Source organism: Streptomyces sp. CC0208, assembly GCF_003443735.1.
Taxonomy (GTDB): domain Bacteria; phylum Actinomycetota; class Actinomycetes; order Streptomycetales; family Streptomycetaceae; genus Streptomyces; species Streptomyces sviceus.
This window is the reverse complement of sequence record NZ_CP031969.1, coordinates 439,291-466,211: the sequence shown is the minus strand read 5'-3', so window position 1 is coordinate 466,211 and position 26,921 is coordinate 439,291. Positions and strand designations below refer to the sequence as shown.

The window sequence follows — 26,921 nt, the reverse complement described above, 5'->3', positions numbered from 1 at the left end:
ACCGGGGCCCGGCCCCCGCCCGAACCGCCTCGAATCGACCAGCCCTACGTCGGGCGCCCAGCATGCGCCCCGACGATACGAAAGGACAGTCCTGTGTCAGCTGCCAGGAAGCGCGTCGCCGTCGTCGGCGTCGGAACGATGGGCAGCCAGGCCGCCTGGCGGCTGGCGGCCCGTGGCGCCGAGGTCGTCGGCTACGACCGCTTCGCCCCGGGCCACGATCGCAGTGCCGCCGGCGGCGAGACCCGGATCTTTCGCAGCGCGCACTTCGAGGACTCCCGCTATGTGCCGCTGCTCAAGCACGCGGACGCCCTGTGGGAGCGGCTTCAGCAGGAGACCGGCCGTGAGCTGCGCCGACTGACCGGATGTCTGCTGATGGGGCCGACCGGGCACCAGCAGATGGCCACGGTCCTCGAATCGATCGCGGAGCACGGTCTCGACCATGAGGTGCTCGATGCGGAGCTTCTGGCGAAACGATTCCCCCAGTACCGCATCGAGGACGGCGACGCGGCCGTGCTCGACCGCCGCGCCGGTTTCATCCGCCCTGAGCTGACCATCCAGACCGCCGCCCGCCGCGCCGAGCGGTTGGGCGCGCTGATCCACCGCTACAGCACGGTCCGCGAGATCGTCCCCGTCGCGGGCGGCGTCGAGATCCGCACCGACGCGGGCACCGAGCACTTCGACACCGCAGTCGTCACGCCCGGCCCGTGGGTGAACGACCTGCTCCCGGACCTGCCGTGGGAGGTGGACATCCGCCGCCTCGTGAGCGCCTGGTACGTGCCCACCACTCCCGAGGCCTGGTTCGGTGAGGAGCGCCCGGCGTTCATCCGTACGGCGCCCACCCACTGCTACGGCCTGCCGTCCCCGGACGGCATCTCCGTCAAGCTCGGCCTCTCCCGTGCCCTGCACCAGCCCGCGGGCGACCCGAACCAGCTGGACCGGACGGTGCGGCCGGAAGAGCTGGACATCTTCTCCGAGCTGATCGGGCGTCACATGCCGGACCTGCACCCCGACCCGACCCGGCTCTCCGTCTACATGGAGGGCTACACCGAGAGCAGCCGTCCTCTGGTCGGCCCCCTGCCCGGCGCCGAGAACGTGATCCTGCTCGCCGGATTCTCCGGCCACGGCTTCAAGCTCTCGCCCGCCTTCGGGGACATCGCCGCCGACCTGGCGCTGGACGGCACCTCCTCCCAGCCCATCGACTTCATCTCCACCGTCGGCCGTACGGAGGCGTGACCATGAACGACACCACCCTGTCCGTCGGTCCCCTGCAGGCCGACCCGGGCACCAAGACCCGCGGCACCGTCCGTGCCGAGCTCGGCACGCTCACCGTCGAGATCCCGGTGACTCTGATCAACGGCGTCCGTCCCGGCCCCCGCGTCGTGATCACCGCCGGAGTGCACGGCGGCGAGTTCACGCCCATCGACGCGGCCGCACGTCTCATCGCGCTGCTGGAACCCGCCGAGGTGCACGGGCAGGTGATCATCTGCCCGGTCGCCAACCCCAACGCCGTGTACCAGGGCCGGCTCAACATTTCCCCGGTCGACGGCGTGAACATCAACCGGGTCTTCCCCGGCGACCCCGACGGCAGCCCCACCGAGCGGCTGGCCGCCTGGCTCTTCAGCCACCTCGTCGACGGCGCCGACGTCTACGTCGACCTGCACTGCGGCGGCATCGACCAGGTCCTGCGCGACTTCGTCGGCTACCGCCTCACCGGCGACCCGGACCTCGACAAGGCGACGGCCGCGCTGGCGGGGTCCTTCGGCATCGAGGACGTCATCCTCGGACTGAAGCCCGACGGGGGCAACAGCCACGCGGCCGCCGCCCGCCGGGGCATCTCGGCGGTCCTGGTCGAGGTGGGCTCACTCGGGCAGCGCGACGCGGCCACGGCCCGCCGCCGCGTCGACGGACTCTGCCGGGCACTGCGCCACCTCGGCGTGCTGGACCCGAACGACTCGGCCCCGGCGCCGATCCGCGAGTGGGTCTGGTCCGCAGGTGTCACGGCCGAGGCCACCGGCCTCTGGTACCCGGAGTTCTCCTTCGACGGCGATGTCATCGGCGAAGTGGCGGAAGGTGACGTGCTCGGCCGCATCGTCGACCCGGCCGACGGCCGGGAACATCTGGTCCACGCCCCGGCCGACGGGCGGATCTTCTACGCAATGCACGGTCTGACCGTCGCCCCCGGAGCCGAACTGGCCGCCCTGGCCGTCCCGTGGGACCCCGACACGGTCACGCGATCCGGCACTCTCCGCACTCCCGGTACGGGCGTCGGATCCGACGAGGCGGACCCCCGTCCCTAGAACCCCGCCCCCCTGGCCCCCCACCTCAGCAGCTCTTCCCTCACGTCCCCCGGCTACTCCCCTTCCCAGCTTGGCAGCACCAGGAGGCACACGATGAAAGACGCCCGGATCGACCGCAGACTGTTCCTGCGCGCAATAGGCGGGGCCACAGCGGGTGTCGCCGCTGCGACCGCCCTCAGCGGCTGCGGCACCGGCACCAGTCGGTCCGTCGCCGGCAGTAGTGGCAAGAGTTCCAAGACGCTGGTCGTCCGCGACAGCGGCGGCACGTACGGCGACGCCAACAAGACCGCGATCTACGACGCGTTCACCAAGGAGACCGGCATCCGGATCGAGGTGGTGAACATCCAGTACGCGCAGATGCTCGCCCAGATCCAGCAGGGCCGCCCGCAGTTCGACGTCATCGACGATTCCATGTCCGACTTCCTGCGCTTCAAGAAGGCGGGCGCGACCGAGAGCCTGGACTACGACCGGCTGAAGAACTTCAAGAACGCCGGCATCGCCAAGGCCCTGGTCACCTCCAACGCCGTGGGCAAGAACTACTGGGCCAGCGTGATGGCGTACCGCACCGACGCCTTCGGCGGGAAGAAACCTTCCTCCTGGGCCGACTTCTGGGACACCGACGCGTTCCCCGGATCCCGTGCCCTCCAGGGCCTGGACGCGGACCGGCCCGTGCTGGAGTTCGCCCTTCTCGCCGACGGGGTGCCCCTGGACAAGCTGTACCCCCTGGACCTGGACCGTGCCTTCAAGTCCCTGGACCACATCAAGGGTTCGGTCAAGAAGTTCTGGGACACCGGGGCCCTGCCCGGGGTACTGCTGGGCCGCAAGGAGGTCGTCGCCACCGACGTCTGGCATGGCCGCCTCGACGCCCTGATCAAGCAGGGCTCGCCGCTCGCCTACCAGTGGAACGGTGCTCGCCGGCAGAGCAACGCCCTCGGTATCGCCAAGGGCGCCGCCAATCTGGACGCCGCCTACCAGCTCATCGACTTCGCGCTGCGCCCCGACGTACAGGCGGCCTACGCCGAGCTGTACCCGATGGCCCCGTCGGTGCCCGCCGCCTACAAGAAGCTCTCCACCACCACGGCCGCGAACCTGGGCAGTTCCCCGGAGCACCTGAAGACCGGCTTCGACATGGATGTCGAGTGGTGGGACGAGAACGACGACGTGGTGGCCAAGCGCTGGCAGGAGTGGACGCATGCCTGACATCCACGTGATGCCCGAGCCGTCGCTCGCCGCTCCCGCGGCGCTGGCCGGCAGCGGCAAAGCCCTGTCCGTGCGGCGACTGCGCAAGACGTACGCGGGAGTGACGGCCGTCGACGAGGTCTCCATGGAGATCGCGGCGGGCGAGTTCGTCACCTTCCTGGGGTCCTCCGGCTCCGGCAAGACCACCACCCTGATGATGATCGCCGGGTTCTGCGAGCCCGACTCCGGCAGCATCGTCGTCGGCGGCAACGACGTGACCCGGCTGGCCCCGCAGAAGCGCGGACTGGGCTTCGTCTTCCAGCAGTATCTGCTCTTCCCGCACATGACGGTGTGGGAGAACGTGGCCTTCCCCCTGCACCTGCGCGGCGTGTCCAAGGCGGAGCAGCGCCGCAGGGTCGGCGAGACCCTGGAGATGGCCGGGCTGTCCAAGATGGCCCGCCGCCGGCCGCGTGAGCTGTCCGGCGGCCAGCAGCAGCGCGTCGCCCTGTGCCGGGCCCTGGTCTACCGCCCGCCGGTCATCCTCATGGACGAACCGCTCGGCGCCCTCGACAAGAAGCTGCGCGACCAGCTCCAGACCGAGATCAAGCGCATCCAGCAGGAACTCGGCCTCACCGTCATCTACGTGACCCACGACCAGGAGGAGGCCCTCGTCCTCTCCGACCGGATCGCGGTCATGCGGGACGGGCTGATCGACCAGTTCGACACCCCGCAGGAGCTCTTCGAGCGCCCCCGCACCCCCTTCGTCGCCGACTTCCTCGGCGCCGCCAACTTCCTCCCCGGCCACGTCGAGGAACAGAGTGCGGAGCACACGCTCGTGCGGCTGGACACCGGCGGTCTGATCAAGGCACGCCCGCAGGCCGCTCCGGACGGCGCACGGGTACGGGCCGCGGTCCAGCCCGGCCGGCTCCTGCTGTGTCCCGCCGGCGACGGGTTCTGTACCGGCACCGTCGAGACGGTCACCTACGTCGGCACCCTGGTCCGGGTCACCGTCCGCCCCCTCGGCGCCACGGACACCGACCTCGTACGCCTGGAACTGCCCGCCGGCCGCGCCCCCGCACTCGGCGAAAACGTCGGCCTGACCGCGGACCCCGCCGACGTCAGCGTGTTCCCCGACGCGGAAAACGAGGGGTGAGGACGATGGCCGTGCTCGCTCCCGCACCGGTCTCCCCAGCAACGGCGCCAGGCAAGAAGCGACTGAGCCGCGCGCTGTCCGACCGGCGCACCCGCTTCGGACTGCTCAACGCCGCGCCCGTCGTCGTGTACCTGCTGGTCCTCTTCATCTATCCGATCTTCAGCATCCTGATGCTCAGCCTCAAAGGCGAGAGCGGAGGCTTCACCCTCCACTGGTACACCGACGCCTTCCAGGGCGCCAACCTGGAGATCCTCCTCACCACCCTGCGGATCTCCGCCGAGACCTCCCTGCTCGCCCTGGTCGTCGGCTTCGTCCTGGCCGCCGCGGTGTCCCGGCTCAAGCCCCTGTGGGCGGGACTGGTGATGGTCATTGTGGTCGTCCCGCACTTCATCAGCGCTCTGGTACGCACCTACGGCTGGATCATCCTGCTGGGCGAACACGGCGTCGTGAACAACGCCCTGACCGGTCTTCACTTCCCGGGTGCTCCCTTCCAGTTGCTCTACAACGAGCTGGGAGTCGTCATCGGCACCACCTCCGTGATGCTGCCGTACACCGTGCTGCTGCTGTACGCGGTCATGAAGGGCATCGACCGACGGCTGATGGCCGCCGCGGCCAGCATGGGCGCGGGACGGATCACCATCTTCCGCCGGGTCTACGTCCCGCTGGTGGCTCCCGGCCTGGTCAACGCGGGCATCCTCTGCTTCATCCTCTGCCTCGGCTACTACATCACCCCCGCCCTCATGGGCGGGCCGAAGCAGACCATGGTCGCCTCGCTGATCGACACACAGGTCATGAAGCAGGACCAGTGGAACGGCGCCTCCGCGCTCGGCATCGTCCTGCTGCTGCTCACCTTCGCCGGACTGCTGCTGCTCAAGCTGCTGCAGTCCGCAGTCGAGAGGTACCGGAATCGAGGTACGGCGTCATGACCGAACTCCGTTCCACCCTGGCCGGACGCACCACCCTGGCCGTCCTGTCCACGCTGATCCTGCTGTTCCTGGTGCTGCCGATCCTCGTCATCGTCGTCACCTCCTTCGGCAAGGACGCTTTCGGTTCCTTCCCGCCCAGCTCCTGGACGCTCAACTGGTACAAGGTGCTGTTCGCCGACGGCAGCAAGTGGCCGGCCGCACTCTCGCTCAGCGTCCTCGTCGCCTGCCTGACCACCGTCTTCTCCCTCATCCTGGGCATGACGGCGGCCACGGCCCTGGTCCGCAGCGAGCTGCCGCTACGGACGGCGGTCTACGGCCTGGTCCTCGCCCCCCTGGTGATCCCCCAGGTCGTCATCGCGCTCGGCCTGTTCCTGTTCTTCGAACCGGCCGCGATGCTCGGCAGTCCCGTCGCCATCGCCCTCGGCCACACCGTGCTGGCCTCGCCGATCGCGGTGATGATCCTCATGGCCACGCTGAAGGGCATCGACGAACGGCTGGAGGACGCGGCCGCCAGCATGGGCGCGAGCCGTCTGACCGTCGCGCGGCGCATCACCTTCCCACTGGCCATGCCCGGCCTGATCGCCGCCGCGATCTTCTCCTTCATCACCAGCTTCGACGAGTTCTTCATCTCCCAGTTCCTGTCCTCCGTGGAGACCGTGACCCTGCCGGTCCAGGTGTTCAACGTCCTTCAGTACGACGTCGACCCGTCCGTGACCGCCATCAGCGCGATCCTCATCGGGGTGGCCGTCCTGGCCCTCACCCTGGTCGCCGTGGTGCGCAGGCTGAGCGGCTCCGGCCAGCAGGCCGGCCTGCTGCCCACCGAGCCCGCCGTGGGCCTTGCCGCCGGAAGTGAGACCGCGTCATGACCACCGGCACCCGCAGTCCGGCCGGTGAACTGTCCGCCACGGCGGCCAGACACCTGCTGCTCCACATGACCCCCAACGGTTCGCTCGGCCCCGAGGGAGAGAACCTCCTCGTCGTCCGGCGAGGGGAGGGCCCCTACGTCGACGACGCGGACGGCAGGCGCTACATCGACGGCCTCTCCGGCCTGTACTGCTGCCAACTCGGCTACTCCTACGGCCCCGAGTTCGCCGAGGCGGCGGACAAGCAACTGCGCGAGCTCTGCTACAGCCCGTTGTGGACCGGCTCCGCGCACCCCACGGCGATCGAGCTCGCCGAGCGGCTGTCCCGGATCGCCCCCGTCGACATCGAGCACACCTTCTTCTGCGGCGGCGGCGCCGAAGCCGTGGAGACGGCCTGGAAGATCGCCCGCCGCTACCACTGCCTGCGCGGCGAACCGGGCCGGGTCAAGGCGATCTCCCGGCGCGGCGCCTACCACGGTCTGACCGTCGGGGCCATGTCGTTCACCGACGATCCCGGTCTGACGGAACCGTACGGGCCGCCGGCGATCGGCACCCGGTTCGTGTCGAACACCAACCGCTTCGGCCTGGCCCCGGAGTTCGCGGACGACGAGGTGTACACGGCATGGCTGCTCGCCGAGCTGGAGGCCGCGATCCTGGCCGAAGGCCCGGAGACCGTCGCCCTGCTCATCGCCGAGCCGGTGCAGAACCGGGGCGGCTGCATCACCCCGCCGAAGGGCTACTGGCAGGGTCTGCGGGTGCTGGCCGACCGCTACGGCTTCCTGCTGGTCGCCGACGAGGTGATCACGGGTTTCGGCAGGGTGGGGGAGTGGTTCGGCGGCGGCCGCTACGGCGCCCGCCCGGACATGGTCACCGTCGCCAAGGGCATCACGTCGGGATACGCCCCCCTCGGGGCAACCCTGGTCGGCACCAAGGTCACCGACGTCATCAACCGGCCCGGCGCGGTCCTCAACCACGGCTACACCTTCGCAGGGCACCCGCTGAGCGCGGCCATCGCCCTGCGCAACCTGGAGATCATGGAGCGGGACCGGATCCTGGACAACGTCCGCACCCTCCAGGACGACCTGGCCAGAGGCATGACAGCCCTCACCGACCTGCCGATCGTCGGCGACGTCCGCGGCGCGGGGTTCTTCTACGCCTGCGAACTCGTGGGCGACCTCGACGGCGGCGGCTTCAGCGACAGGGCCCGCACGGAACTCGTCACCGACCTGATCCCCCGTCGACTGCGCGAGGCCGGCCTGCTGGCCCGCGTCTACAACCGCTCCGCGCCGCTGGTCCAGATCGCGCCCCCGCTGGTCAGCGACCGCGCGCTCCTCGACCGTATCGCCGCGATCATCGCGGGCACCCTCGCCGAGGCCTCCGCCCGCCTCTGAACCACGCCCCATGCACTGAAAGGAACGACATGTACTCCATCGGTTCGCTGACCGTCGCCCCCGGCGAGCGCGCCCAGGGACTCATCCCGGTCGGCACCAGCACCTACGGCGTGGAACTCGGCATTCCGCTGATCGTCGTCAACGGCGCCCAGGACGGCCCCGTCCTGTGTGTGGACGCCGGCGTGCACGGCGACGAGTACGACGGCCAGGAGGCCATCCGGCGCGTCCTCGCCGAGATCGACCCGGCCACGCTGCGCGGCACCGTCGTCGGCATCCCCTGCATGAACACCCCGGCCTTCGAGGCGGCAGCCCGCGCGAGCGGCATCGACCACCTCAACCTCAACCGCATCTTCCCGGGCGACGCGGAGGGCTCGTACTCGCAACGGCTGGCCGCCACCTTCGTCGAACAGGTCGTCCCCGCCGTCGACGCTGTCGTCGACCTGCACACCGGCGGCGCCTACGGCGAGATCGCCCCGCTGGTCATCCTCCAGGGCGGATACGAGGACCTGGCGACGGACCTGGCGCTCGCCGCCGGACACGAGCTGGTCTGGAAGGGCGGCAAGTGGGGCGGCACGGTCCGCCACCCCGTGCTCGCGGCCGGCAAGCCCGCCATCACCATCGAGTGCGGTGGCGCCACGTACCGCGAGACCAACGTCGCGCATCACATGAACTCGATCCGCAACATCCTGCGCAGCCTCGGCATGACCGACGGCGAGGTGGAGCTGCGCGACACCTACACGACCGTCGCCGGCACCTTCGCCCGCTCCGCCGCCGGCGGCTTCTTCGTCGCCCGCGCCGAGCCGGGGGAGACCTGCAAGGAAGGCGACCTGATCGCCACCATCACCGACCACTACGGCAACACGCTGGAAGAGGTCAGCGCCCCGCAGGACGGCATCGTGCTCTGGGTCCGCCGGATCCGCACGGTCCGGCCGGGCGACGAGGTCGTCATCTTCGGCGAGGTGCTCGGGGAGATCCGGCCATGAGCGGCGAACCGCAGCTGACCGAGCTGCTGATCGACGGCAAGCAGGTCCCCGCCGCCGACGGCCGGTCCTTCACCGTCCTCGACCCGTCGAACGGCACGGCCCTCGCGCAGGTGGCCCTGGCGGGGAAGGCGGACGTGGACCAGGCGGTGGCTGCCGCCCGCGTGGCCTTCACCAGCCCCGAGTGGGCCGGGATGCGTGCCGCCGACCGTGGCCGCGTCCTCCACCGGATCGCCGGGGCCATCCGCTACCAGGGAGAACGACTGGCGCGGCTGGAGAGCCAGGACGTCGGCAAGCCGCTTCGCCAGGCGAAGGCCGACGTCGAGGCGGCGGCCCGCTACTTCGAGTTCTACGCGGGCGTCGCCGACAAGCTCGGCGGTTCCACGATCCCGCTCGGCCCCGGCCTGATCGACTACACCGTCCGTGAGCCCATCGGCGTCTCCGGCCAGATCATCCCGTTCAACTACCCGCTGCAGAACACCGCGCGGGGCTCCGCCGCGGCGCTGGCCGCGGGCTGCACGGTGGTGCTCAAGCCGTCACCCGAGGCGCCGCTCACCCCGCTGGAGATCGGCCGGATCGCCCTGGAGTGCGGCCTGCCGCCGGGCGTCCTCAACGTCGTCCCCGGCGACGGCGAGACCGGCGCGGCGCTGGCCGGCCATCCCGGCATCGACCAGGTCACCTTCACCGGCTCGGTGCCCACCGGCATCAAGGTGGCCCAGGCCGCCGCCGCCAACGTGGTGCCCTCCGTCACGGAACTCGGCGGCAAGTCGCCGGTCGTCGTCTTTGCCGACGCCGACTTCGACCTCGCGCTCGGTGCCGTCGCCGCCTCGGCGTTCGGCAACGCCGGGCAGACCTGCTCGGCCGGCACCCGGCTGCTGCTCCAGCGCGGAGCCGAGGAGTTCCTGGACAAGCTCGTCGCGCACGTCGCGTCTCTGCGCCTCGGTCCGGGTCTCACCGATCCGGACGTCGGCCCGCTCGTCGCCGCACGGCAGCGGGACCGGGTCCTCGGCTACCTCGAACTGGCCCGGCAGGAGGGCGCCGTGGCCCGGGCAGGGGGAGGCGCCCCCTCGGACCCCGGGCTGGCCGACGGCTACTACGTGGAGCCGACCGTGCTGACCGGGCTGGACAACGAGGCCCGTTGTGCCCGAGAGGAGATCTTCGGTCCCGTCGTCACGGTCATCGAGTTCGACGACGCGGACGAGGCACTGCAGATCGCCAACGACAGCCCGTACGGCCTCGCCTCGTACGTGTGGACCCGCGACATCGACAAGGCGCTGCGCATGGCCGAGGGCATCCGGGCCGGCCAGGTCTACGTCAACGCCACCGGCGTCGGCACCGGCGTCGAGCTGCCCTTCGGCGGCTACAAGCACAGCGGCTGGGGGCGGGAGAAGGGCCTCGAAGGCCTGGCCGGCTACCTGCAGACGAAGAACGTCTGCATCGGATTCGGAGACCGGCCATGAGATACCGCACGCTCGGTGAGCGCGGCCCGGCCGTCTCGGTCGTCGGCCTGGGCGGCAACAACTTCGGCGCCCGCCTCGACGAGGAGGGCACGAAGGCCGTCGTCCACGCCGCCCTCGACGCGGGGATCACCCTGTTCGACACGGCCGACATGTACGGCGGTTCCGGCGAGCGGGGCGGCTCCCGCGGCGACGGCGAACGGCTCCTGGGCGCCGCCCTCAAGGGCCACCGCGACCACGTGGTGCTGGCCACCAAGTTCGGCATGGAGATGGGCCGGGACGCCGACCTGTACGGTCCGCGGGGGGCCCGTGGTTACATCCGCCACGCCGTAGAGGCATCGCTGAGCCGGCTCGGCACCGACCGGATCGACCTGTACCAGTACCACGAGCCGGACGGCGTCACGCCGCTGGAGGAGACGGTCGCCGCCCTGCTGGAGCTGGTGGACGAAGGCAAGATCAGGTACATCGGCTGCTCCAACCTCCCGGCCGAGCACCTCACGGACGCCTTCGTCTCCACCCAGGCCCGCTACCACCTGCTCGACCGCGGCGTGGAGCAGGACCTGATCCCCGCCTGTCTGCGCCACGGCATCGGCCTGCTGCCGTACTACCCGCTGGCCAACGGCCTGCTCAGCGGCAAGTACCGGCGTGGTGAGCAACCCCCGCCCGGCAGCCGTCTGTCGTGGCGGCAGGGCTGGCTCACCGACGCGGCCCTCGACCGGGTCGAGGCCCTCACCGAGTACGGCGCCGAACGCGGCCTGACCCTCCTCCAGGTCGCGGTCGGCGCACTGGCGGCCCTGCCCGCCGTCGGCTCCGTCATCTGCGGCGCCATGACCCCCGATCAGGTCACCGCCAACGCGACGGCGGCCGACCGTACACCGAGCCCGGCCGACCTGGCCGCGCTCGACGCGATCGTCGCCCCGGGCGAACGCGTCGTCTGAAGCTCCCACCCCCTCTGGAAACCCGCGAGACTGAGGCTGGACACCATGCGAGAGATCGTCACCTTCGACGCCTATGCGACCCTGATCAACTTCGAGCTCGGCCCCACGACCCTGAAGGTCCTCGAGGACCGGCTGGACCTGGACAACCTGGATGTCGACGAGTTTCTCGACGACTTCCGCGTCATGCGCTTCCAGGCCGTCCTGGAGGCCTACCGGCCGTACCACGAGATCCTGCACTCCAGCCTCCGCAACGCCATGCGCCTGCACGGCCTGGAGTACCGCGAGTCCGACGGCGACGCCCTGGTCGAGGCCGTCCCCACCTTCGGCCCCTTCCCGGAGGTCCCGGACGCCCTGCGGGCCCTGAAGAGCAGGTACGAGATCGCCATCATCTCCAACACCGACGACAACCTGATCGCGCGCAACGTCGAGAACATCGGCGTCGAGTTCGACTACGTCATCACCGCCCAGCAGGCCGGCGCCTACAAGCCGGACCGCCAGACCTTCGAGCACGCGTTCAAGACCATGGGCGTGGAACCGTCCCAGGTCATCCACACCGCCCAGGGCTGGGAGTACGACCACATCCCGACCCGCGACCTCGGCCTGAAGCGCCGGGTGTGGATCAACCGCTACGGCCGCCCCGGCAGCGCCGACTACCAGCCCTACGACGAGCTGCCCGACCTGTCGGGCCTGCCGAAGCTGCTCGGCTGCTGACGCTGCGGTGAACCGGCGAAACAGGACCGAGAGACACAGAGGACGCACGCCATGAAGCAGATCCCCTACTGGCTGGACACAGCCCCCGCCCTGCCCGACCGTTCCGGAAAGGACCTGCCCGACGAGGCGGACGTGGTGGTCATCGGCGGCGGCCTCACCGGCCTGTCCACCGCCTACCACACCGCCCGCAAGGGGGCCCGGACCGTCCTCGTCGAGAAGGACAAGGTCGGCTCGGGGGCCTCCGGGCGCAACGGCAGCATGTGCACCCAGGGCATCACCATCAGCCCCGCCGAGGCGCGCAAGCGCTACGGCCAGGAACGCGCACTCGAGCTGTACAACGCCTTCCGCGAGGCCGTCGACGTCGTCGAGGACCTCACGCGGAAGGAGAACATCGACTGCGACTTCCACCGCGCCGGGCGTCTCGGCCTGGTCTGCAAGCCCCAGCACTTCGAGGGCCTGCGCGCCAAGCAGCGCGACCTGGCCGAGAACTTCGGCCACGAGACGGTCGTGCTGAGCAAGAGCGAACTGCGGGCCGAGCTCGGCACGGACTACTACCACGGCGCCCTGCTCGACCCGCTCAGCGCCGGCCTGCACGTGGGCAAGTTCGTCGGCGGCCTGGCAGCCGCCGCCGAGCGTGCCGGCGCCGACATCCACGAGCGCAACGCCGCCACCGGCCTCACCCGCCTGCCCGATGGAGGCTTCCTGGTGGAGACCCTGCACGGCACCATCCGTGCCAAGCAGGTCATGGCGGCCACGGACGCCTACACCGACAAGGCGATGCCGTGGTTCCGCAAGCGGCTGATCAACGTCGGCAGTTTCATCGTCGTCACCGAACCGCTGGGGGAGGCGCGCGCCAAGGAACTCATCCCCAACGGCCGCCTGCTGGTCGCCCACAAGAACGTCGGCCACTACGTCCGCCTCACTCCCGACAACCGCCTCGCCTTCGGCGGCCGGGCCCGCTTCGCCCCCTCCAACCCGGCCTCCGACATCAAGAGCGGTGACATCCTCAAGCGGGAGATGACCGAGATCTTCCCGCAGCTGGCGGGGGTGAGGATCGACTACGTGTGGGGCGGCATGGTCGGCTTCTCCTGGGACCGCATCCCGCACGCGGGAGAGGTCAACGGCCTGTACTACTCCATGGGGTACTGCGGCCACGGCGTCCAGATGGCCACCTACATGGGCCGGGCGGTCGCCGAGATGATGGACGGCAGGCCGGACGCCAACCCGCTGCGCGGGTTCGGTTTCCCCAAGGTCCCCGTCCCCTTCTACAACGGCACCCCCTGGTTCCTGCCGTTCGGCGGCGCGTACTACAAGGCGAAGGACCGCCTGCTCTGAGCAGGCCCTGACGCCGGTGACACCACGGGGGCCTCTCGCGCGTCGGCGCGGAAGGCCCCCAACACGTCTCCCGAGAGAAGACGTCGAGGTCACGGCGTTGTCGTAGGGCTGTCGCTCGCGCAGGGGGTGGGCTCGGGATCGGGATCAGGGAGAGCCTGCGCGCACCAGATCGTTTTCCCGTAGGTGGTGTGCCGGGTGCCCCACCCCTGGGTGAGCTGGGCGACGAGGAGCAGGCCCCGGCCGCCCTCGTCGAAGGCGCGCGCCCGCCGTAGGTGCGGGGCGGTGTTGCTGGCGTCGGAGACCTCGCAGATCAGGGAGGTGTCACGGATCAGCCGCAGCTTGATCGGGGGCGCGCCGTATCTGATGGCGTTGGTGACCAGCTCGCTGACCACCAGTTCGGTGACGAACGAGGCCTCCTCCAGGCCCCAGGCGTCCAGTTGGTCGAGGGTGAACTTCCTGGCGCGCGGCACCTCCGCGGGGTCGGGCTCGACGTCCCAGCCGGCGACGTGTTCGGGATTCAGCGCGTGGGTGCGAGCGAGCAGCAGGGCGGCGTCGTCGGTGCGGCGTTCGGGGAGCAGGGCGTCCATCACCGTGTCGCAGAGGTCCTCCAGTGAGGTGGCGGATCGGTTCAGGACCCGCAGCAGTTCGGTGACCCCCTGGTTGACCTCGCGCTCGCGGCTTGCCACCAGCCCGTCGGTGTAGAGAGCGAGCAGGCTGCCCTCGGCCACCTCGATCTCCGTCGCCTCGAAAGGCAGCCCACCGACGCCGAGGGGCGGCCCCGGCTGTGCGGGCACCGGGGTTGCGGTGCCGTCCGGGGCGATGACCAGCGGCAGCGGATGCCCGGCGCTCGCCAGCGTGAAGCGGCGCGAGACCGGGTCGTAGACGGTGTACAGGCAGGTGGCCCCGAACTCACCGGTCGGCTGGAAGGGGCCGGCGGGCTGGAGGTCGCTGGCAAGGTGGAGGACCAGGTCGTCCAGGTGGGTGAGCAGCTCGTCCGGCGGCAGGTCCACGTCGGCCAGCGTGCGGACTGCCGTGCGCAGCCGGCCCATGCTGGCGGAGGCGTGCAGCCCGTGGCCGACCACATCGCCGACGACCAGGCCGACCCGGGCGCCGGAGAGCGGAATGACGTCGAACCAGTCACCGCCCACCTCCGCGTCGGTCCCGGTGGGCAGGTAGCCGGACGCCACCTCGAGCGCCTCCTGGCTCGGCAGTCGCTGTGGCAGCAGGCTGCGTTGCAGGGTCAGTGCCGTCGCGCGTTCGCGTGAGTACCGGCGGGCGTTGTCGATGGCGATGGCCGCCTTGGCGGTCAGCTCTTCGGCGAGGATCAGGTCGTCGGCGGTGAACGCCTCGGGCCGGTCGCTGCGGGAGAACGTGACGACGCCGAGCAGCGCGCCGCGGGCCCGGAGGGGCACGGTGATCCGGCCGGTCAGCCCGTCCGCGGCGATGGACCCGTCGATCAACGGGTTCCCCGGCGGCCAGTGGGCCGGGTCGGCGGCGAGCCCGGGCCCGAACGCCCATTCGCCGCCCTGGCTGGGTTCGGCGGCGAGCTGGACCGTGGACCGGCCGGTGATCAGGCAGCGGGCGGCGACGGAGTCGCGAGCATGGCTGACGGGCATCGCCGGCCCGGCATGCCGGTCGGTGTCCTCCTGCGCACTGTGCCGGGCGGCACGGCGGAGCGTGAGGGTGTCGCCAGGAGCGAATGTGGCCGGGGAGGGGGGTTCCTCCCCGCGCAGCACCTCGTCGAAGAGATCCACGGTGACGAGGTCGGTGAATCCCGGCACCGAGGTCCTGGCCAGTTCGTGGGCGGTGCCGACCACGTCGAGTGTCCGGCCGATGCCGCCGCTGGCCTGGTTGAGGATGAGCAGACGTTGCCGAGCCCAGTACTCGGCGCTCATGTCGAATCCCCAGTTGGCGACCGCGCGGACCCTGCCCTCGGCATCCCGTACGGGCCAGATGCTGGTGGCCCAGGCGTTGGCGTAGTCACTGCCGCGCGGGCGGAAGACGGTGATCAGACGCGTGGGCTCGCCTGTCCTCGCCACCTTTGCGAGCGCGTCGGTGTAGGGCTTGTCGTCCCTTTCGGGAAACAGCGAGCGGTCGAATTCGGGAAACACCTCGCGGTACTTCCTGCCGAGCACCTGCTCCTCGGAGTGCGCGATGACCCGGCCCGAGGAGGCGTTGATCCACAGGAACCGCAGCTCGGGGTCGTAGACGCCCAGGGCGAAGGGGCACTGCTCGAACGCCCGGTCGGCGATCACGGGTCGACGTTCCCAGCGCTGGACGGTCACCACGTGACCAAGCGCCCGGCCCTCCGTGCCGCCCAGTGGGTGAGCCGTCATCATGGCGTCCACCGTGGAACCGTCCCGGTGACGCAGGGAAACGGGACTCGTGTGATCGGGACCGGTGTCGAAGCGGTCGGAGAAGCCCGGCGGTGGGGGAGCGGCCAGCAGGTCGGTCAGGGGGCGCCCGACCGCGTCCTCAGCCGTCCAGCCCAGCAGCAGACGCCCGCTCTCGCTCCAGCCGCTCACCAGGCCGTCCGGACCCACCACGAGCGCGGCAGTAGGGGCATCCTTCATGTCGGCCATGTCCATCCGCGACGCCTCCGTCCGGACAGCCGTGTCCCTCAGGGCTGGTTTCCAGCGGCTGATTCCAGCCTAGGTCCGCTTCCGCTCGACGGCGTCTCGGCCGGTGCGCCCCGGACCGGACCGTCGGGTGCCTCCCCTCGTCACCAGCCCGTAGGCGCCCCGGCGACGGACGAGGTGAGCCGGTCGGCGGACGACTCGGGCCGCCGTAAAGAGGGCGAGCCCGTCAAGCCGGCCCGCGGCGCGGAGTCGCTGACCGGCACCCCGGCACCCCGGCACCCCGGCACCCCGGTCCCGGAGGCAGGCCACGCCACGTCGTCACCCCACCGCATCACGGCCCGGTCCTTCCGTGCGCCGTGTGCACGCCACCCTGCGAGGCCGCGGACGCGTCCCAGTATCATCAACGTCGCCCTAGGCGTGCGAACCCCAGAACAGGTCGGACGGAACGTGGAACACCATGATCGGCACATATCCTTCGGCCTCCGGGGGGCTGTCCGCACTCGGGGTCTGGTCAGGCCTGACGCGCCCGCGGCGCACGGTGGGGGGAGGGATGAGGGGTGTCTCTGACGGACAAGGCCATCGAGGACATCCGTGAGCTGATCAGGACCGGTGCGCTGCCTCCGGGCTCGAAGCTCCCGCCGGAGCCGGATCTGGCCGCCCAACTGGGCCTGTCCCGCAACCTCGCCCGCGAGGCGGTCAAGGCGCTCGCCGTCGCCCGGGTTCTGGAGGTCCGCAGGGGCGACGGCACCTATGTGACCAGCCTGCAGCCGAGCCTGCTCCTGGAGGGGCTCGGCGGTGCGGTGGAACTGCTGCAGGGGGACTCGGTCGCGCTGCAGGACCTCATGGAAGTACGACGGCTGCTCGAACCGATGGCCACGGCCCTGGCCGCCACCCGGATCTCCGACGACCAACTGGCCGAGGTGAAGCGGCACTTGGACGCCATGCGCGAGGCCCGCGACGACGTGGCACAGCTGAACGCCCACGACGCCGCCTTCCACCGCGCTGTCGTCTCGGCCACGGGCAACGAGACCCTCCTCACCCTCCTGGAAGGGATCTCCGGCCGCACCCTGCGCGCCCGTATCTGGCGCGGTCTGGTCGACGACAAGGCCGCGGGCCGCACCCTCGCCGAGCACGAGGCGATCTTCAAGGCCCTCTCCACCCGGGACTCCACCCTCAGCCAGGCCGCCGCCCTGCTGCATGTGAGCAACACCGAGCAGTGGCTGAGGGAGCACCTGCGCTCAGGCGAACCCCTTCCCGTCGGCACTACGGCGCACATGTGACGAGCGGACGCTCACCCGCCGCCGTCCGGATTCAGCCCACCGTGAGGTCGGCGGCCTTGGTGTCCAGCGTCGTGTCGCCGTCCTCGGCGGTGGCCAGGACGGCCACGTGCCACGGACCCCGCGGGGAGGCGTCGGCATCGGCGCGGGTGACGGTGACCTTGTAGGTGCATCGCTCGGTGTCCCCGCCCGAGGGCTTGCACACGGCCGACTCCACGGCGGCCATGTCCTTGGCGGTCAGCCCCATGGCGCGGATGAACCGGCCAAGACAAGGTGTCAACGCCCCCTTCAGGCCGTTTTGTTGGCCGTCCTGTTGATGCGGCCAGCAACATACATCGGAGGGGTCGCGGGGGATGGTCTGGGCCTATTGACGTGCGGATCTCGGTGCAATGACCCCTTTTCGGCTTAACCAGTGTGCATCCGTGGATTGTTGAGGTTATTGACAGGTGTACGAGCCCCTCCTAGGTTCCCCGATACACCCGATGTATCACGGAACCGCTCTGGAGGACGACGATGACCTCACAGCCGGAGAAACACCCGCAGCCGCCCCGCAGAGCCGTCCTGGGCACCGCGCTGGGCGGAGCCGCGGCGGTCGCGTTACCCGGTACGGCGCACGCCGAGGCGCCGACTTTTTCGCGGGGGACCACCGGACGCCCCTGGAAGCTGCGCGACACGATGACCACCGACGGCGCCTGGGCAGGGTTCCTGCGCGCGCAGGACCTGCTGTGGACCAGGCTGCCCACCGTCTGGCACGAGGGCCCGTTCCTCGGCGACGGCCAACTCGGCAGCATGATCTACCAGGAGCCCGGCGCCAACCGGATCCGCTTCACCGTCCAGCACGGCCGAGTCCAGGACCATCGCCCCGAGTTCGGCAGCGGCTGGGGCACCTGCCGCCTCCCCGTCGGCCACCTCACCCTCGAACCGGTGGGCACCATCACCGCCGTCGACTGGCGGCTGAGCCTGTGGAACGCCGAACTCACCGGCACCGTCACCACCACGGCGGGCACCCTCACCCTCGCCGCCCTCATCCACGACGAGGTGCTCGCCGTCCGCGTCACAGCCGATGGCGGTGAGCGGGCGACATGGACCTTCCACCCCGAAGAAGCCATCAGCCCCCGCAAGATCAGCGAGGCACCGCCCTCCGACTACACCGCCAACCCGCCCTGGACCACCCGTACCGCCTCGGACGGCACCGAACAGGTCCTCCAGCCCCTCACCGGCGGCGGCCAGACCGCCACCGCCCACCGCCGCACGGGCCACGACCTGCTCCTCGCCGTCGGCCACAGCCACCCGTCCGACACCGCCGCGGAGGCCGACTCGCTGCGCAACCTGCACCGCGCGAAGTCGTACAACGCGCTCAGGCAACGGCACACCCGCTGGTGGCACGCGTTCTACCGCAAGAGCTTCGTGTCGTTCCCCGACCAGCGCCTCCAGAGCTTCCACTGGATCCAGCTCTACAAGGTCGCCTCCGCCAGCCGCGCCGGCGGTCCCGTCATGGCCACCTGCGGACCCTGGCTGGAGCCCACACCCTGGCCCGCGGTCTGGTGGAACCTCAACGTCCAACTGGAGTACTGGCTCATCCACGGCTTCAACCACCCGGAGCTCGACTCCCTGGCCACCACCCTGCGCCAGAACCAGGAACAGCTCATCGCCAACGTGCCGGCCGCCTACCGCGCCGACAGCTCGGGCATCGGCCGCAGCTCCGACATGTTCGCCAACCGCGGCGTCGGCCGGCCGGGCACCGGAGCCGAGACCGGCGACCTCACCTGGGCCCTGCACAACGTGTGGCTGTCCTACCGCCACTCCATGGACGAGTCCCTGCTGCGCGACACGATCTACCCGGTGCTGCGCCGGGCCATCAACTACTACCTGCACTTCCTCACCCCGGGCAGCGACGGCAAGCTCCACCTGCCCAGCACCCTCTCGCCCGAATACCCCGTCGTCCCGCCGCAGGACACCAACTACGACCTCGCTCTGATCCGCTGGGGCTGTCAGACCCTCCTCGACTCCGCGGAACTCCTCGGTGTCGACGACGAGTTGAAGCCGCGCTGGCAGGAGGTGCTGGCCAAGCTCACGCCGTACCCGGTCGACGACAACGGCTTCATGATCGGCGGCGACACGCCCTACGCCCAGTCCCACCGCCACTACTCCCACCTGCTGATGGTCTATCCCCTCTACCTCGTCAACTGGGACCAGCCCGACAACCGCGACCTCATCACCAGGTCGATCGTCCACTGGCACGCGCTCGCCGGCGCTCACCGCGGTTACAGCTACACCGGTGCCGCCTCCATGTACGCCATGGCCGGCGACGGCGACACCGCCATCTCCTACCTCCGCAAGTTCTTCGACCCCACCACTCGCTACCCCTGCCGGGCCAACACCCACTACACCGAGGCCGGCCCGGTCATCGAGACCCCGTTGTCCGCCTCGCAGTCCCTGCACGACATGTTCTGCCAGAGCTGGGGCGGAGTGATCCGCGTCTTCCCGGGCGTCCCGACCGCCTGGGCGGACCTCACCCTGCACAACTTCCGTACCCAGGGCGCCTTCCTGGTCAGCGCCGTCCGCAAGGCGGGAGTCACCCGCTTCATCAGGGTCAAGAGCCTGGCGGGCGAACCCCTCAAGCTCCGGCACGGACTCACCGGCCACCTCACCGCGGTACTGGAGGACGGCACAGCGGCCCGCACCCACGACCTCGGTGACGGCACCCTCGCCATCGACCTGCCCCGCGGCCGCGAGGTGCTCGTCCACACCGGCTCCCGTCCCGACCTGAGCATCGCGCCCGTCGCCGTCAGCGAGCCGGGACCGGCGTGGGGACTGCCGTAAAGGCCGACCAGGGCAACACAACTCGGAGGATCTCGATGGCAGTTCCGATCAGAACGGCGGTCACCGCACTCTGCGCCTCGCTGGCGGCCGCACTCCTCACCACAGCACCCGCACAAGCAGAACAGCACGACCGGCACGACCAGTCCTGGTCCCTGTCCGGGGGAGCACACGCACCGCGCGCACAGATCACCCTCGACGACACCACGGGCACGCTGAGCCTCGCGGTGTCCCGGGAGGGCCGTACGGTCATCGAACCGTCACCCGTCGGCGTCGTCACCGAACAGGCCGACCTGTCCCGGGACTTACGCTTCCTGCACCGCAAAGACCGTACGGTGGAGGAGCGTTACCGTACCAAGTCCGGCAAACGGCTGGACCGCCGGGTCCGTATGCACGAGACCCGCCTGTCCTTCGCCACCGCCGCGGGCGCCCGTCTCGACCTCGTCGTCCGTGCCTCCGTGGACGGGATCGCCTACCGTTACGTCCTGCCCTCCGGAGCCGGTGACGTTCTCGGTGAGACGTCCGCCTTCAACCTCCCCGCTGACGCGAAGGCCTGGCTCGGCACCTACCGGGTCGACAACGAGGGCCAGTTCGCCCCGTACACCGCCGCGAGTGCACCCACCGGGGACTACTCCGACCAAGCCCTGTTCTCGACCGACGGCGGTTACACCCTGCTCGCCGAGTCCGGCCTCACCGGCACCTACTCCGGTGCCCGCCTCGCCCACACCCAGGGCACCGGCACCTACCGCGTCGAGCTCGCCGACGACCGGGTGCACAGCGACGGACCCCTCGCCACTCCCTGGCGGGCCATGGTCACCGGCGACCTCGCCACCGTCACCCGCTCCACCTTCACCGACGACCTCGCCCCCGCGTCCAGGGTCCGCGACACCTCCTGGATCCGTCCCGGTACCGTCCTGTGGACGTGGCTCGCGGGCGGCAGGGCGGCGGGTCAGAGTCTGGCCGCGCAGAAGGCGTACGTCGACTACGCGGCCGAACGCCACTGGCCCTACGAGGCAGTTGACGCGGGCTGGTACTACCGGCCGGGGGAGTGGGACGTCACCGACCCCGACTGGCAGAGCGACAGCTGGATGCCGGAACTCGTCCGGTACGCCCGCGCCAAGGGCGTCGGCATCATCGTCTGGATCCACCAGCGCGACCTCGACACCCCCGCCGAGCGGGCCCAGTGGCTGCCGACCCTGGAGAAGTGGGGCGTGCGGGGCGTCAAGATCGACTTCATGAACTCCGAGGCGCAGCCCATGCTCCAGTGGTACGACACCATCCTCGCGGAGACGGCCGCCCACCACCTCATGGTCGACTTCCACGGCTCCACGATCCCCAAGGGCATTCAGCGCACCTGGCCGCAGGTCATGACCCTGGAGGGCGTCGCGGGCGAGGAGAAACGCACCAACACCGCAGCCCATCTCACCACGCTGCCCTTCACCCGCAACGTCATCGGCTCCATGGACTTCACGCCGGGCGCCTTCCAGCGCGTGGGCCTGCGGCCCAACTCGGACGCGGCCGAGGCCGGCCTCGCCGTCGCCTACGAGTCGGGGCTGCAGATGCTGGCGGGCACCCCGGAGTCGTACGAGGCCAGGCCGCTCGCCCGGGCCTACTTCGACCAGATCCCCGCGGCCTGGGACGACACCCGCCTCCTGGCGGGCGAACCCGGCCAGGAGGCCGTGCTGGCCCGCCGCAGCGGGGCGCGCTGGTTCCTGGGCGGGATCTACGCCGGTGCCGCCCGTACGGCCGAGGTACCGCTGTCCCTCGGTCCGGGCCGTTGGCTGGTGGAGACGATCCGGGACGGGGCCGACGGTCTCGTCCAGGACCGGCGGGTGCTGCGGGGCGGCGACACGCTCACCGTCGACGTCGTGGCGAACGGCGGCTTCGCCGGGCTCGCCTGCCCCTGGCGGCCGGGCATCACCACCTGCCACCGCTGAGCGCACCTCGTTCCGGGAGCCGGATTCGATCAGCGAGAACGCTGCTGATCGAATCCGGCCCGGAGCGCGCCGGGCCTCGCTAGGCTGGCGCCGGAGGTACCCAAGTGGCCGTACAGGCAAGCGAGTTGCCGGACTCTCCCGAGTCCACGACCGTCGTGGTGATCGGCGCGGGCCCGGCCGGGATGACCGTCGCCACGCTGCTGCGGCACAGCGGCATCGACTGCGTCGTCCTGGAACGCCGTTCCCGCGACCACGTGGCGCGGCGCCAGCGGGCCGGCATCGTCGAGACGCGCGCGGTGCGCATGTTCGACTCCTGGGGGCTGTCGGACCGGGTCCTCGGCGGTGTCCCGTACGACGGCATCCTGGAGTTCCGGGTGGACGGCCACAGCCGGCTGGTGTCCGACAGCGACGGCTCCGACGGCCCACCGGCCCGCTTGTGCCCCCAGCAGATCCTCGTGCAGAAACTCACCGCGACGTTCCTGGAGGAGGGCGGCGACCTGCGCTTCGAGGCCGCCGACGTCTCCCTGCACGACCTGACCGGCGACCGCCCCACCGTCCGCTACCGCACCGCCGACGGCACGCTCCGCGCGATCACCTGCGACTTCGTCGCCGGCTGCGACGGCGATCGCGGCGTCAGCCGTACGGCCGTCCCGGACGGCGAGCTGACCGCGTACGCCTTCGACCACGGCATCGGCTGGCTCACCGTCCTTGCCGACGCCCCGCCCCCGGCCCACCCCCTCCTCGCCACCGGCCGAGAGGGCTTCGCCGCCCACTTCCCCCGCGGCCCGCACGCGAGCCGCTACTACCTCCAGTGCCCGCCCGACGACGACCCCGGCGCCTGGCCCGACGACCGCGTCTGGGCCGCCCTGCGCACCCGGCTCGGCGACCCCGCCCTGGTCCCCGGCCCGATCACCGACCGCGAGATCTTCCGGCTCCGCAGCCTCGTCCACGACCCCATGCAGTACGGCCGTCTCTTCCTGGTCGGCGACGCGGCGCACATCGTGTCACCCATGGGCGGCAAGGGCATGAACCTCGCCCTGTACGACGCCGACGTCTTCGCCCGGGCCGTACGCGACGTCGTCAGAGGCGACGACTCCGCCCTGCGCGCCTACTCGGAACGCTGTCTGCGCCGCGTCTGGAACGACCAGGAGTTCTCCCACTGGCTCACCCGCACCCTTCACGACGCGGCCGACAGCGAACCCTTCCTGCGCCACCTGGCCCGCGCCCGCCTCGACCGGCTCTTCAACTCCCCGGCCGCGGCCCGTGCCTTCGCCGAACTCATGACGGGACTGGACCCGACCGGGGACGCGGTGTCCCGCAACGTCCTCGGCAATCTCTCCGGAGACGGCGACTGAACGTCGCAGGTGCCCTCCGCCGGAGGCTCGCCCACCGGCGCGGGAGCTGACAAAGAGCGGGACCGTCGCCGGCCGCGGACCGGTGCGTGAGCCACGCCGGGCCGGAGCCGCCGCCCACGCTCCTCCCCTGTCCCGGCACCTTCACCCAGATGGGATGGGAGGTCGACGACATCGAGACGGCCGTCTCCCGACTCCGGGAGCGCGGCGTGGTCTTCGAGGGGGTCGACGCCCCCGGCCTCCGCACGAAGAACGGCATCGCCGACGTCGACGGCAACTACCCGAGCAAGCACGCCCGGGGAGAGCGCGCGGCGTGGTTCCGCGACAGCGAGGGCAACCTGCTGGGCATCGGCGAGCCGGTCCGCTGAACCGGAGGGCCCGAACCTGGACACCGACGGCGACGGCCGGGCCGAGCTGGTGGCGGCGGCGCCCGACGAGAACGCCGGTGACGGCGCGGTGTGGCTGCTGCCTGCGAGTGGCGACGGTCTGCTCGCCGACGGGTCCCGCTCCTACGGCGCCGCGGCTCTCGGCGGCAGCGGCCACGGCGCCCACTTCGGCGCCGTGATCGACGAGTGAGCGGGGCGCGTCCGTCGCGGGACGGGGCCCTTCACTCGGCGCTGCGCAGCGCGACCCAGGTGTCGTGCGCCACGACACCGTCGGCATCAAGGCCCCGCTCGTTCTGAAAGGCCCGGACCGCGTTCTGCGTGCCGGACCCGAACTCCCCGTCCACGCCGGTGCCTCCCACGCTGTATCCGCGCTCTGTCAGCATGCACTGCACCTGCTGGACGCGTTTGCCGCTGTCGCCGAGGCGAGTGCGTCCGTTGCCGTCGTAGTACGTGCACTCCGAGAGCCAGGGAGCGGTGTCGGTCCCGGCGGACGGGGCCTCGGCGGACGCGGTGGCGGAGGGCGTGGTGGACGGAGCGTGACCGGGAGGCGAGGAGTCGTCGCCCCGGTCGTCGGCGGAGCCCGAGGCATGGGGCTTCGCCGAAGTGGTTCCCGCCGTCGGGGCGCGGTTCTCCGCCACGGCACCGTCGACGTCCGGGCGGCTCAGTCCGCCGACGCTCGGGGACACCGATCCGTCGGAGGCGCCACGGGGGCCGGTGCCGTCCGCTCCGGTGGCGCCGGCCTTGGGAGAGGCGACGGCAGGGGGGTCCTGACGGACGAGCAGCAACGCCACCGCGGCTACGACACAGATCGTGAGGACCGCGGCGACGACCAGTAACGCCTTCCGGCGGCTCCGGGCGGGCTCCTCGGACGGGCCCGGCGGGGGAGGGGCGTTCTCAGCCTGCACGGGCGGCGGCGCATCGGGAGCAGCGGGCAGGGGAGCAGGTGGGGGAAGACGTACGGCCAGGGGCAGCGGCAGGTCGCCCGGAGACCGTAAACGGCTCAAGTCCGCCAGGGGCAGACGGTGCAGCGCCTCGTACGCCTGCTGCCGGGCGAGCACCTTGCCGCCCAGGGGGTCCGGCCAGGCGGCGGCCACGGGACGTACCCGGGCGGCGTCGATCAGCTCCTGCGGGGTGGGCCGCCGCGCGGGGTCCTTGTCCAGACAGGCGGTCAGCAGGGCACCGAGCTCCTCGTCCGCCGCCGAGATCTCACCGACGAGCTCGGGGTTGGGGTTCTCGTACGCCACCCTGTGCATCACGTCGACCCCGGTGCCGTCGCCGAACGGCGCACGTCCCGTCGCCGCGTAGACCAGTGTCCCGGCCAGCGAGAACACGTCCGAGGCCGTGTCGGACCGGCCCTCTCTCAGATGCTCGGGGGACATGTAGGCCGGGGTCCCCACCCGGTTGCCCGTGCCGGTGATCGCACTCGCGTCCACGGCCTTCGAGATCCCGAAGTCGATCACGTGCGTGCCGCGGACGGACAGCAGCACGTTGGACGGCTTCAGGTCCCGGTGCACGATCTCCTCGACGGCGAGGGCCGCGAGTGCCTGGCCCAGCTCCGCCACCAGCCGCCACACCGCGGTCGTCTCCAGGACGTCGTACTCCTTGACGGCTTCCGCCAGATCGAAGCCCGGGACGTACTCCGTGGCCATCCACAGCAGCTCGTCCTCGAAGCCCGTGCCGCACAGCCGCGGTGCGTGCGGTGTGCGAAGCCGGGCGTGTACGGCCGCCTCGCGCTCGAACCGGCGCCGGAACCTGGGATCCTCCGCGTACTCCGGCCTGATCACCTTCACCGCGACCAGACCGGGGCTGTCGTCCACGGGACGCGCCAGATAGACCCTCCCCATGCCGCCACTGCCGAGCAGCGCCACCGGCGCATAGGGGCCGACGCGCCTCGGGTCGCCGAGCCGCACGGGTAAGGCACCGGTCTGCCGCAGCGCGGCAGCCGCGTCGTCCGCCGACGCCGGCCGCTGTCCCGACAAGGAATCCCCCGAAATCACATTCGATGCACGCCAGTTCCCCCCGGCGGGAGACGAGCGTAGCTCAGCTCGCGCAGGTGTTCAGGAAATCCGTCACCTCCGTCACGCGGATCGCTCTCGCACGCGTGATCGTCCGGACGAGTCGGGAATGAACCCGCGGCGGCCGCACGTTGTCCACCGCCGACCGACGCTCCGGCCCCGGGTAGAAAGCAGGCTCATGACGTCCTCGCCCCGCATGATGCGCGCCGTCCGGCTCTCCGCTCCCGGTCCCGTGGACAACCTGCGGCCGACCATGCTGCCGCTCCCGCCCGAGAGGGACGGCTGGGTGCGCATGCGCGTCGAGGCGTTCGGCCTCAACCGCTCGGAACTGAAGCTCCGCCTGGGGGTGAGCGAGGGCGTCAGCTTTCCCCGCGTGCCCGGCATCGAGGCCGCCGGCATCGTCGACGCGGCCCCGGCCGGCAGCGGGCTGGCTCCCGGGCAGAAGGTCGTCGCGATGATGGGGGACATGGGGCGCACCTACGACGGCGGCTACGCCGAGTACACCTCGGTGCCGCTGTCCCAGGTCATCCCCGTCGACACGGACCTGCCCTGGGAGGTACTGGGCGCCCTGCCGGAGATGGTGCAGACCGCCTACGGCTCGCTCACCGTCGGCCTGGACCTGAAGCCCGGCCAGTCCGTGCTGATCCGCGGCGGCACCTCCTCGGTCGGCCTGGCAGCCGCCGCGCTGGCGACCTGGCGCGGCGCCACGGTGCTGTCCACCACCCGGCGGCCCGACCGCCTCCCCCTGCTGGCGGAGCACGGGGTCGACCACCCGCTGCTCGACACCGGCGAGATCGCGCCCGCCGTGCGCGAGCTGTACCCGGACGGCGTCGACGCCGCCCTCGACCTTGTCGGCACGCCGACCCTGCGCGACACCCTGCGCGCGGTACGCGTACACGGCACGGGCTGCTTCGGCGGCAGCCTCTCCAACCAGTGGACGGTGCGGGACTTCTCCCCCAACGAGTACCTGCCGAGGGGCGTACGCCTCGCGGGATACTTCGGCGACGCGGCCGACCTGCCCCGCGAGGCCTTCCAGGAGATCCTGGACGCGGTCGCCGCCGGCCGGCTGGCCTTTCCCGTGGACCGTGTCTACGACGGCCTGGACCAGGTGCCGCAGGCCCACGACGACATGGAACACGACCGGGCCACCGGCAAGCTCGTCGTCCGCGTCCGGCACGAGGAACGTTCATGAGGGTCGGTGACCCTCGGCGACGGGCCGTCTCGTGACGTCGGCGTCACGGCCGGGGCCCGTCTCTTCCGGCACTGGCTGCGCAGGAGTAGCGCGCGCAGAGGTGGGGACTTGAAGGGCAGGCCGGGCGTGGCGG

The 26,921-nt window shown here is 71.0% G+C and carries 20 protein-coding genes and 2 pseudogenes; 19 read left to right on the top strand and 3 right to left on the bottom strand.

Annotated features, from left to right (window positions below; all coding sequences use genetic code 11):
* Positions 1-93: 93 nt before the first annotated feature.
* From solA to D1369_RS02145, 12 genes are all read left to right on the top strand, one after another.
* Positions 94-1,233 carry an N-methyl-L-tryptophan oxidase gene (gene solA, locus D1369_RS02200; protein ID WP_007386781.1) on the top strand — a complete coding sequence of 380 codons (1,140 nt, stop codon included), beginning with the start codon at positions 94-96 and terminating at the stop codon, positions 1,231-1,233.
* Positions 1,234-1,235: 2 nt separating this feature from the next.
* A complete protein-coding gene (locus D1369_RS02195; RefSeq protein ID WP_240436042.1) occupies positions 1,236-2,297 on the top strand; it encodes a succinylglutamate desuccinylase/aspartoacylase family protein in 1,062 nt (353 codons plus the stop codon).
* 93 nt (positions 2,298-2,390) lie between these two features.
* The gene (locus D1369_RS02190) at positions 2,391-3,497 is read left to right on the top strand and encodes an ABC transporter substrate-binding protein (RefSeq protein WP_007386783.1); all 1,107 of its coding nucleotides are present in this window, start codon (positions 2,391-2,393) and stop codon (positions 3,495-3,497) included.
* Entirely contained in the window at positions 3,490-4,629 is a 1,140-nt protein-coding gene (locus D1369_RS02185; protein WP_037902443.1) for an ABC transporter ATP-binding protein, read from the top strand. The genes D1369_RS02190 and D1369_RS02185 overlap by 8 nt, the downstream gene beginning before the upstream one ends.
* A gap of 5 nt (positions 4,630-4,634) precedes the next feature.
* Entirely contained in the window at positions 4,635-5,555 is a 921-nt protein-coding gene (locus D1369_RS02180) for an ABC transporter permease (RefSeq protein ID WP_050789812.1), read from the top strand.
* Positions 5,552-6,421 (top strand): ABC transporter permease, encoded by an 870-nt coding sequence (locus tag D1369_RS02175; RefSeq protein WP_037902444.1) that lies wholly within the window; start codon positions 5,552-5,554, stop codon positions 6,419-6,421. The genes D1369_RS02180 and D1369_RS02175 overlap by 4 nt, the downstream gene beginning before the upstream one ends.
* The gene (locus D1369_RS02170) at positions 6,418-7,809 is read left to right on the top strand and encodes an aminotransferase class III-fold pyridoxal phosphate-dependent enzyme (protein WP_007386786.1); all 1,392 of its coding nucleotides are present in this window, start codon (positions 6,418-6,420) and stop codon (positions 7,807-7,809) included. Before D1369_RS02175 ends, D1369_RS02170 begins: the two co-directional genes overlap by 4 nt.
* A 29-nt stretch (positions 7,810-7,838) precedes the next feature.
* On the top strand, positions 7,839-8,792 hold the full coding sequence (locus tag D1369_RS02165; protein ID WP_037902447.1) for a succinylglutamate desuccinylase/aspartoacylase family protein: 954 nt from the start codon (positions 7,839-7,841) through the stop codon (positions 8,790-8,792).
* Complete coding sequence (locus D1369_RS02160) at positions 8,789-10,249, top strand: aldehyde dehydrogenase family protein (protein WP_007386788.1); 1,461 nt, start codon at positions 8,789-8,791, stop codon at positions 10,247-10,249. Before D1369_RS02165 ends, D1369_RS02160 begins: the two co-directional genes overlap by 4 nt.
* Complete coding sequence (locus D1369_RS02155; protein WP_007386789.1) at positions 10,246-11,184, top strand: aldo/keto reductase; 939 nt, start codon at positions 10,246-10,248, stop codon at positions 11,182-11,184. Before D1369_RS02160 ends, D1369_RS02155 begins: the two co-directional genes overlap by 4 nt.
* Before the next feature lie 45 nt (positions 11,185-11,229).
* Positions 11,230-11,895 carry a haloacid dehalogenase type II gene (locus D1369_RS02150; RefSeq protein WP_037902448.1) on the top strand — a complete coding sequence of 222 codons (666 nt, stop codon included), beginning with the start codon at positions 11,230-11,232 and terminating at the stop codon, positions 11,893-11,895.
* A gap of 51 nt (positions 11,896-11,946) precedes the next feature.
* Complete coding sequence (locus tag D1369_RS02145; RefSeq protein ID WP_007386791.1) at positions 11,947-13,230, top strand: FAD-binding oxidoreductase; 1,284 nt, start codon at positions 11,947-11,949, stop codon at positions 13,228-13,230.
* An 89-nt stretch (positions 13,231-13,319) separates the two neighbouring features.
* On the opposite strand, the gene D1369_RS02140 is transcribed toward D1369_RS02145, so the two are convergent.
* A complete protein-coding gene (locus D1369_RS02140) occupies positions 13,320-15,818 on the bottom strand; it encodes a SpoIIE family protein phosphatase (protein ID WP_050789813.1) in 2,499 nt (832 codons plus the stop codon).
* Positions 15,819-16,366: 548 nt separating this feature from the next.
* On the opposite strand from D1369_RS02140, the gene D1369_RS02135 reads away from it, so the two are divergent.
* Positions 16,367-17,089, top strand: a complete 723-nt coding sequence (locus D1369_RS02135) for a FadR/GntR family transcriptional regulator (RefSeq protein ID WP_007386793.1) — start codon at positions 16,367-16,369, stop codon at positions 17,087-17,089.
* A gap of 31 nt (positions 17,090-17,120) precedes the next feature.
* Here D1369_RS02135 and D1369_RS02130 read toward each other — a convergent pair.
* Positions 17,121-17,330, bottom strand: a pseudogene (locus D1369_RS02130) (DUF5707 domain-containing protein); the annotation flags it as partial.
* 269 nt (positions 17,331-17,599) lie between these two features.
* Between D1369_RS02130 and D1369_RS02125 the strand changes: the two are divergent.
* The 5 genes and pseudogenes from D1369_RS02125 to D1369_RS44480 all read left to right on the top strand — a co-directional run bounded on the left by D1369_RS02125 (position 17,600) and on the right by D1369_RS44480 (position 23,771).
* Complete coding sequence (locus D1369_RS02125) at positions 17,600-19,909, top strand: hypothetical protein (RefSeq protein ID WP_007386795.1); 2,310 nt, start codon at positions 17,600-17,602, stop codon at positions 19,907-19,909.
* 35 nt (positions 19,910-19,944) lie between these two features.
* Positions 19,945-21,843 carry a glycoside hydrolase family 97 protein gene (locus tag D1369_RS02120; RefSeq protein WP_037902449.1) on the top strand — a complete coding sequence of 633 codons (1,899 nt, stop codon included), beginning with the start codon at positions 19,945-19,947 and terminating at the stop codon, positions 21,841-21,843.
* Between the two features lie 104 nt (positions 21,844-21,947).
* Complete coding sequence (locus tag D1369_RS02115) at positions 21,948-23,198, top strand: 4-hydroxybenzoate 3-monooxygenase (protein WP_276147277.1); 1,251 nt, start codon at positions 21,948-21,950, stop codon at positions 23,196-23,198.
* Between the two features lie 131 nt (positions 23,199-23,329).
* Positions 23,330-23,563 (top strand): annotated as a pseudogene (locus tag D1369_RS02110) (VOC family protein); the annotation flags it as partial.
* A 16-nt stretch (positions 23,564-23,579) separates the two neighbouring features.
* The gene (locus D1369_RS44480) at positions 23,580-23,771 is read left to right on the top strand and encodes an FG-GAP repeat protein (protein WP_272920895.1); all 192 of its coding nucleotides are present in this window, start codon (positions 23,580-23,582) and stop codon (positions 23,769-23,771) included.
* A gap of 31 nt (positions 23,772-23,802) precedes the next feature.
* Here D1369_RS44480 and D1369_RS02100 read toward each other — a convergent pair whose 3' ends face one another.
* Positions 23,803-25,560, bottom strand: a complete 1,758-nt coding sequence (locus D1369_RS02100) for a serine/threonine-protein kinase (RefSeq protein ID WP_037902450.1) — start codon at positions 25,558-25,560, stop codon at positions 23,803-23,805.
* Positions 25,561-25,774: 214 nt separating this feature from the next.
* Between D1369_RS02100 and D1369_RS02095 the strand changes: the two genes are divergently transcribed.
* Positions 25,775-26,788, top strand: coding sequence for a zinc-binding dehydrogenase (locus D1369_RS02095; protein WP_240436041.1), 1,014 nt, complete (start codon positions 25,775-25,777; stop codon positions 26,786-26,788).
* Positions 26,789-26,921 lie beyond the last annotated feature (133 nt).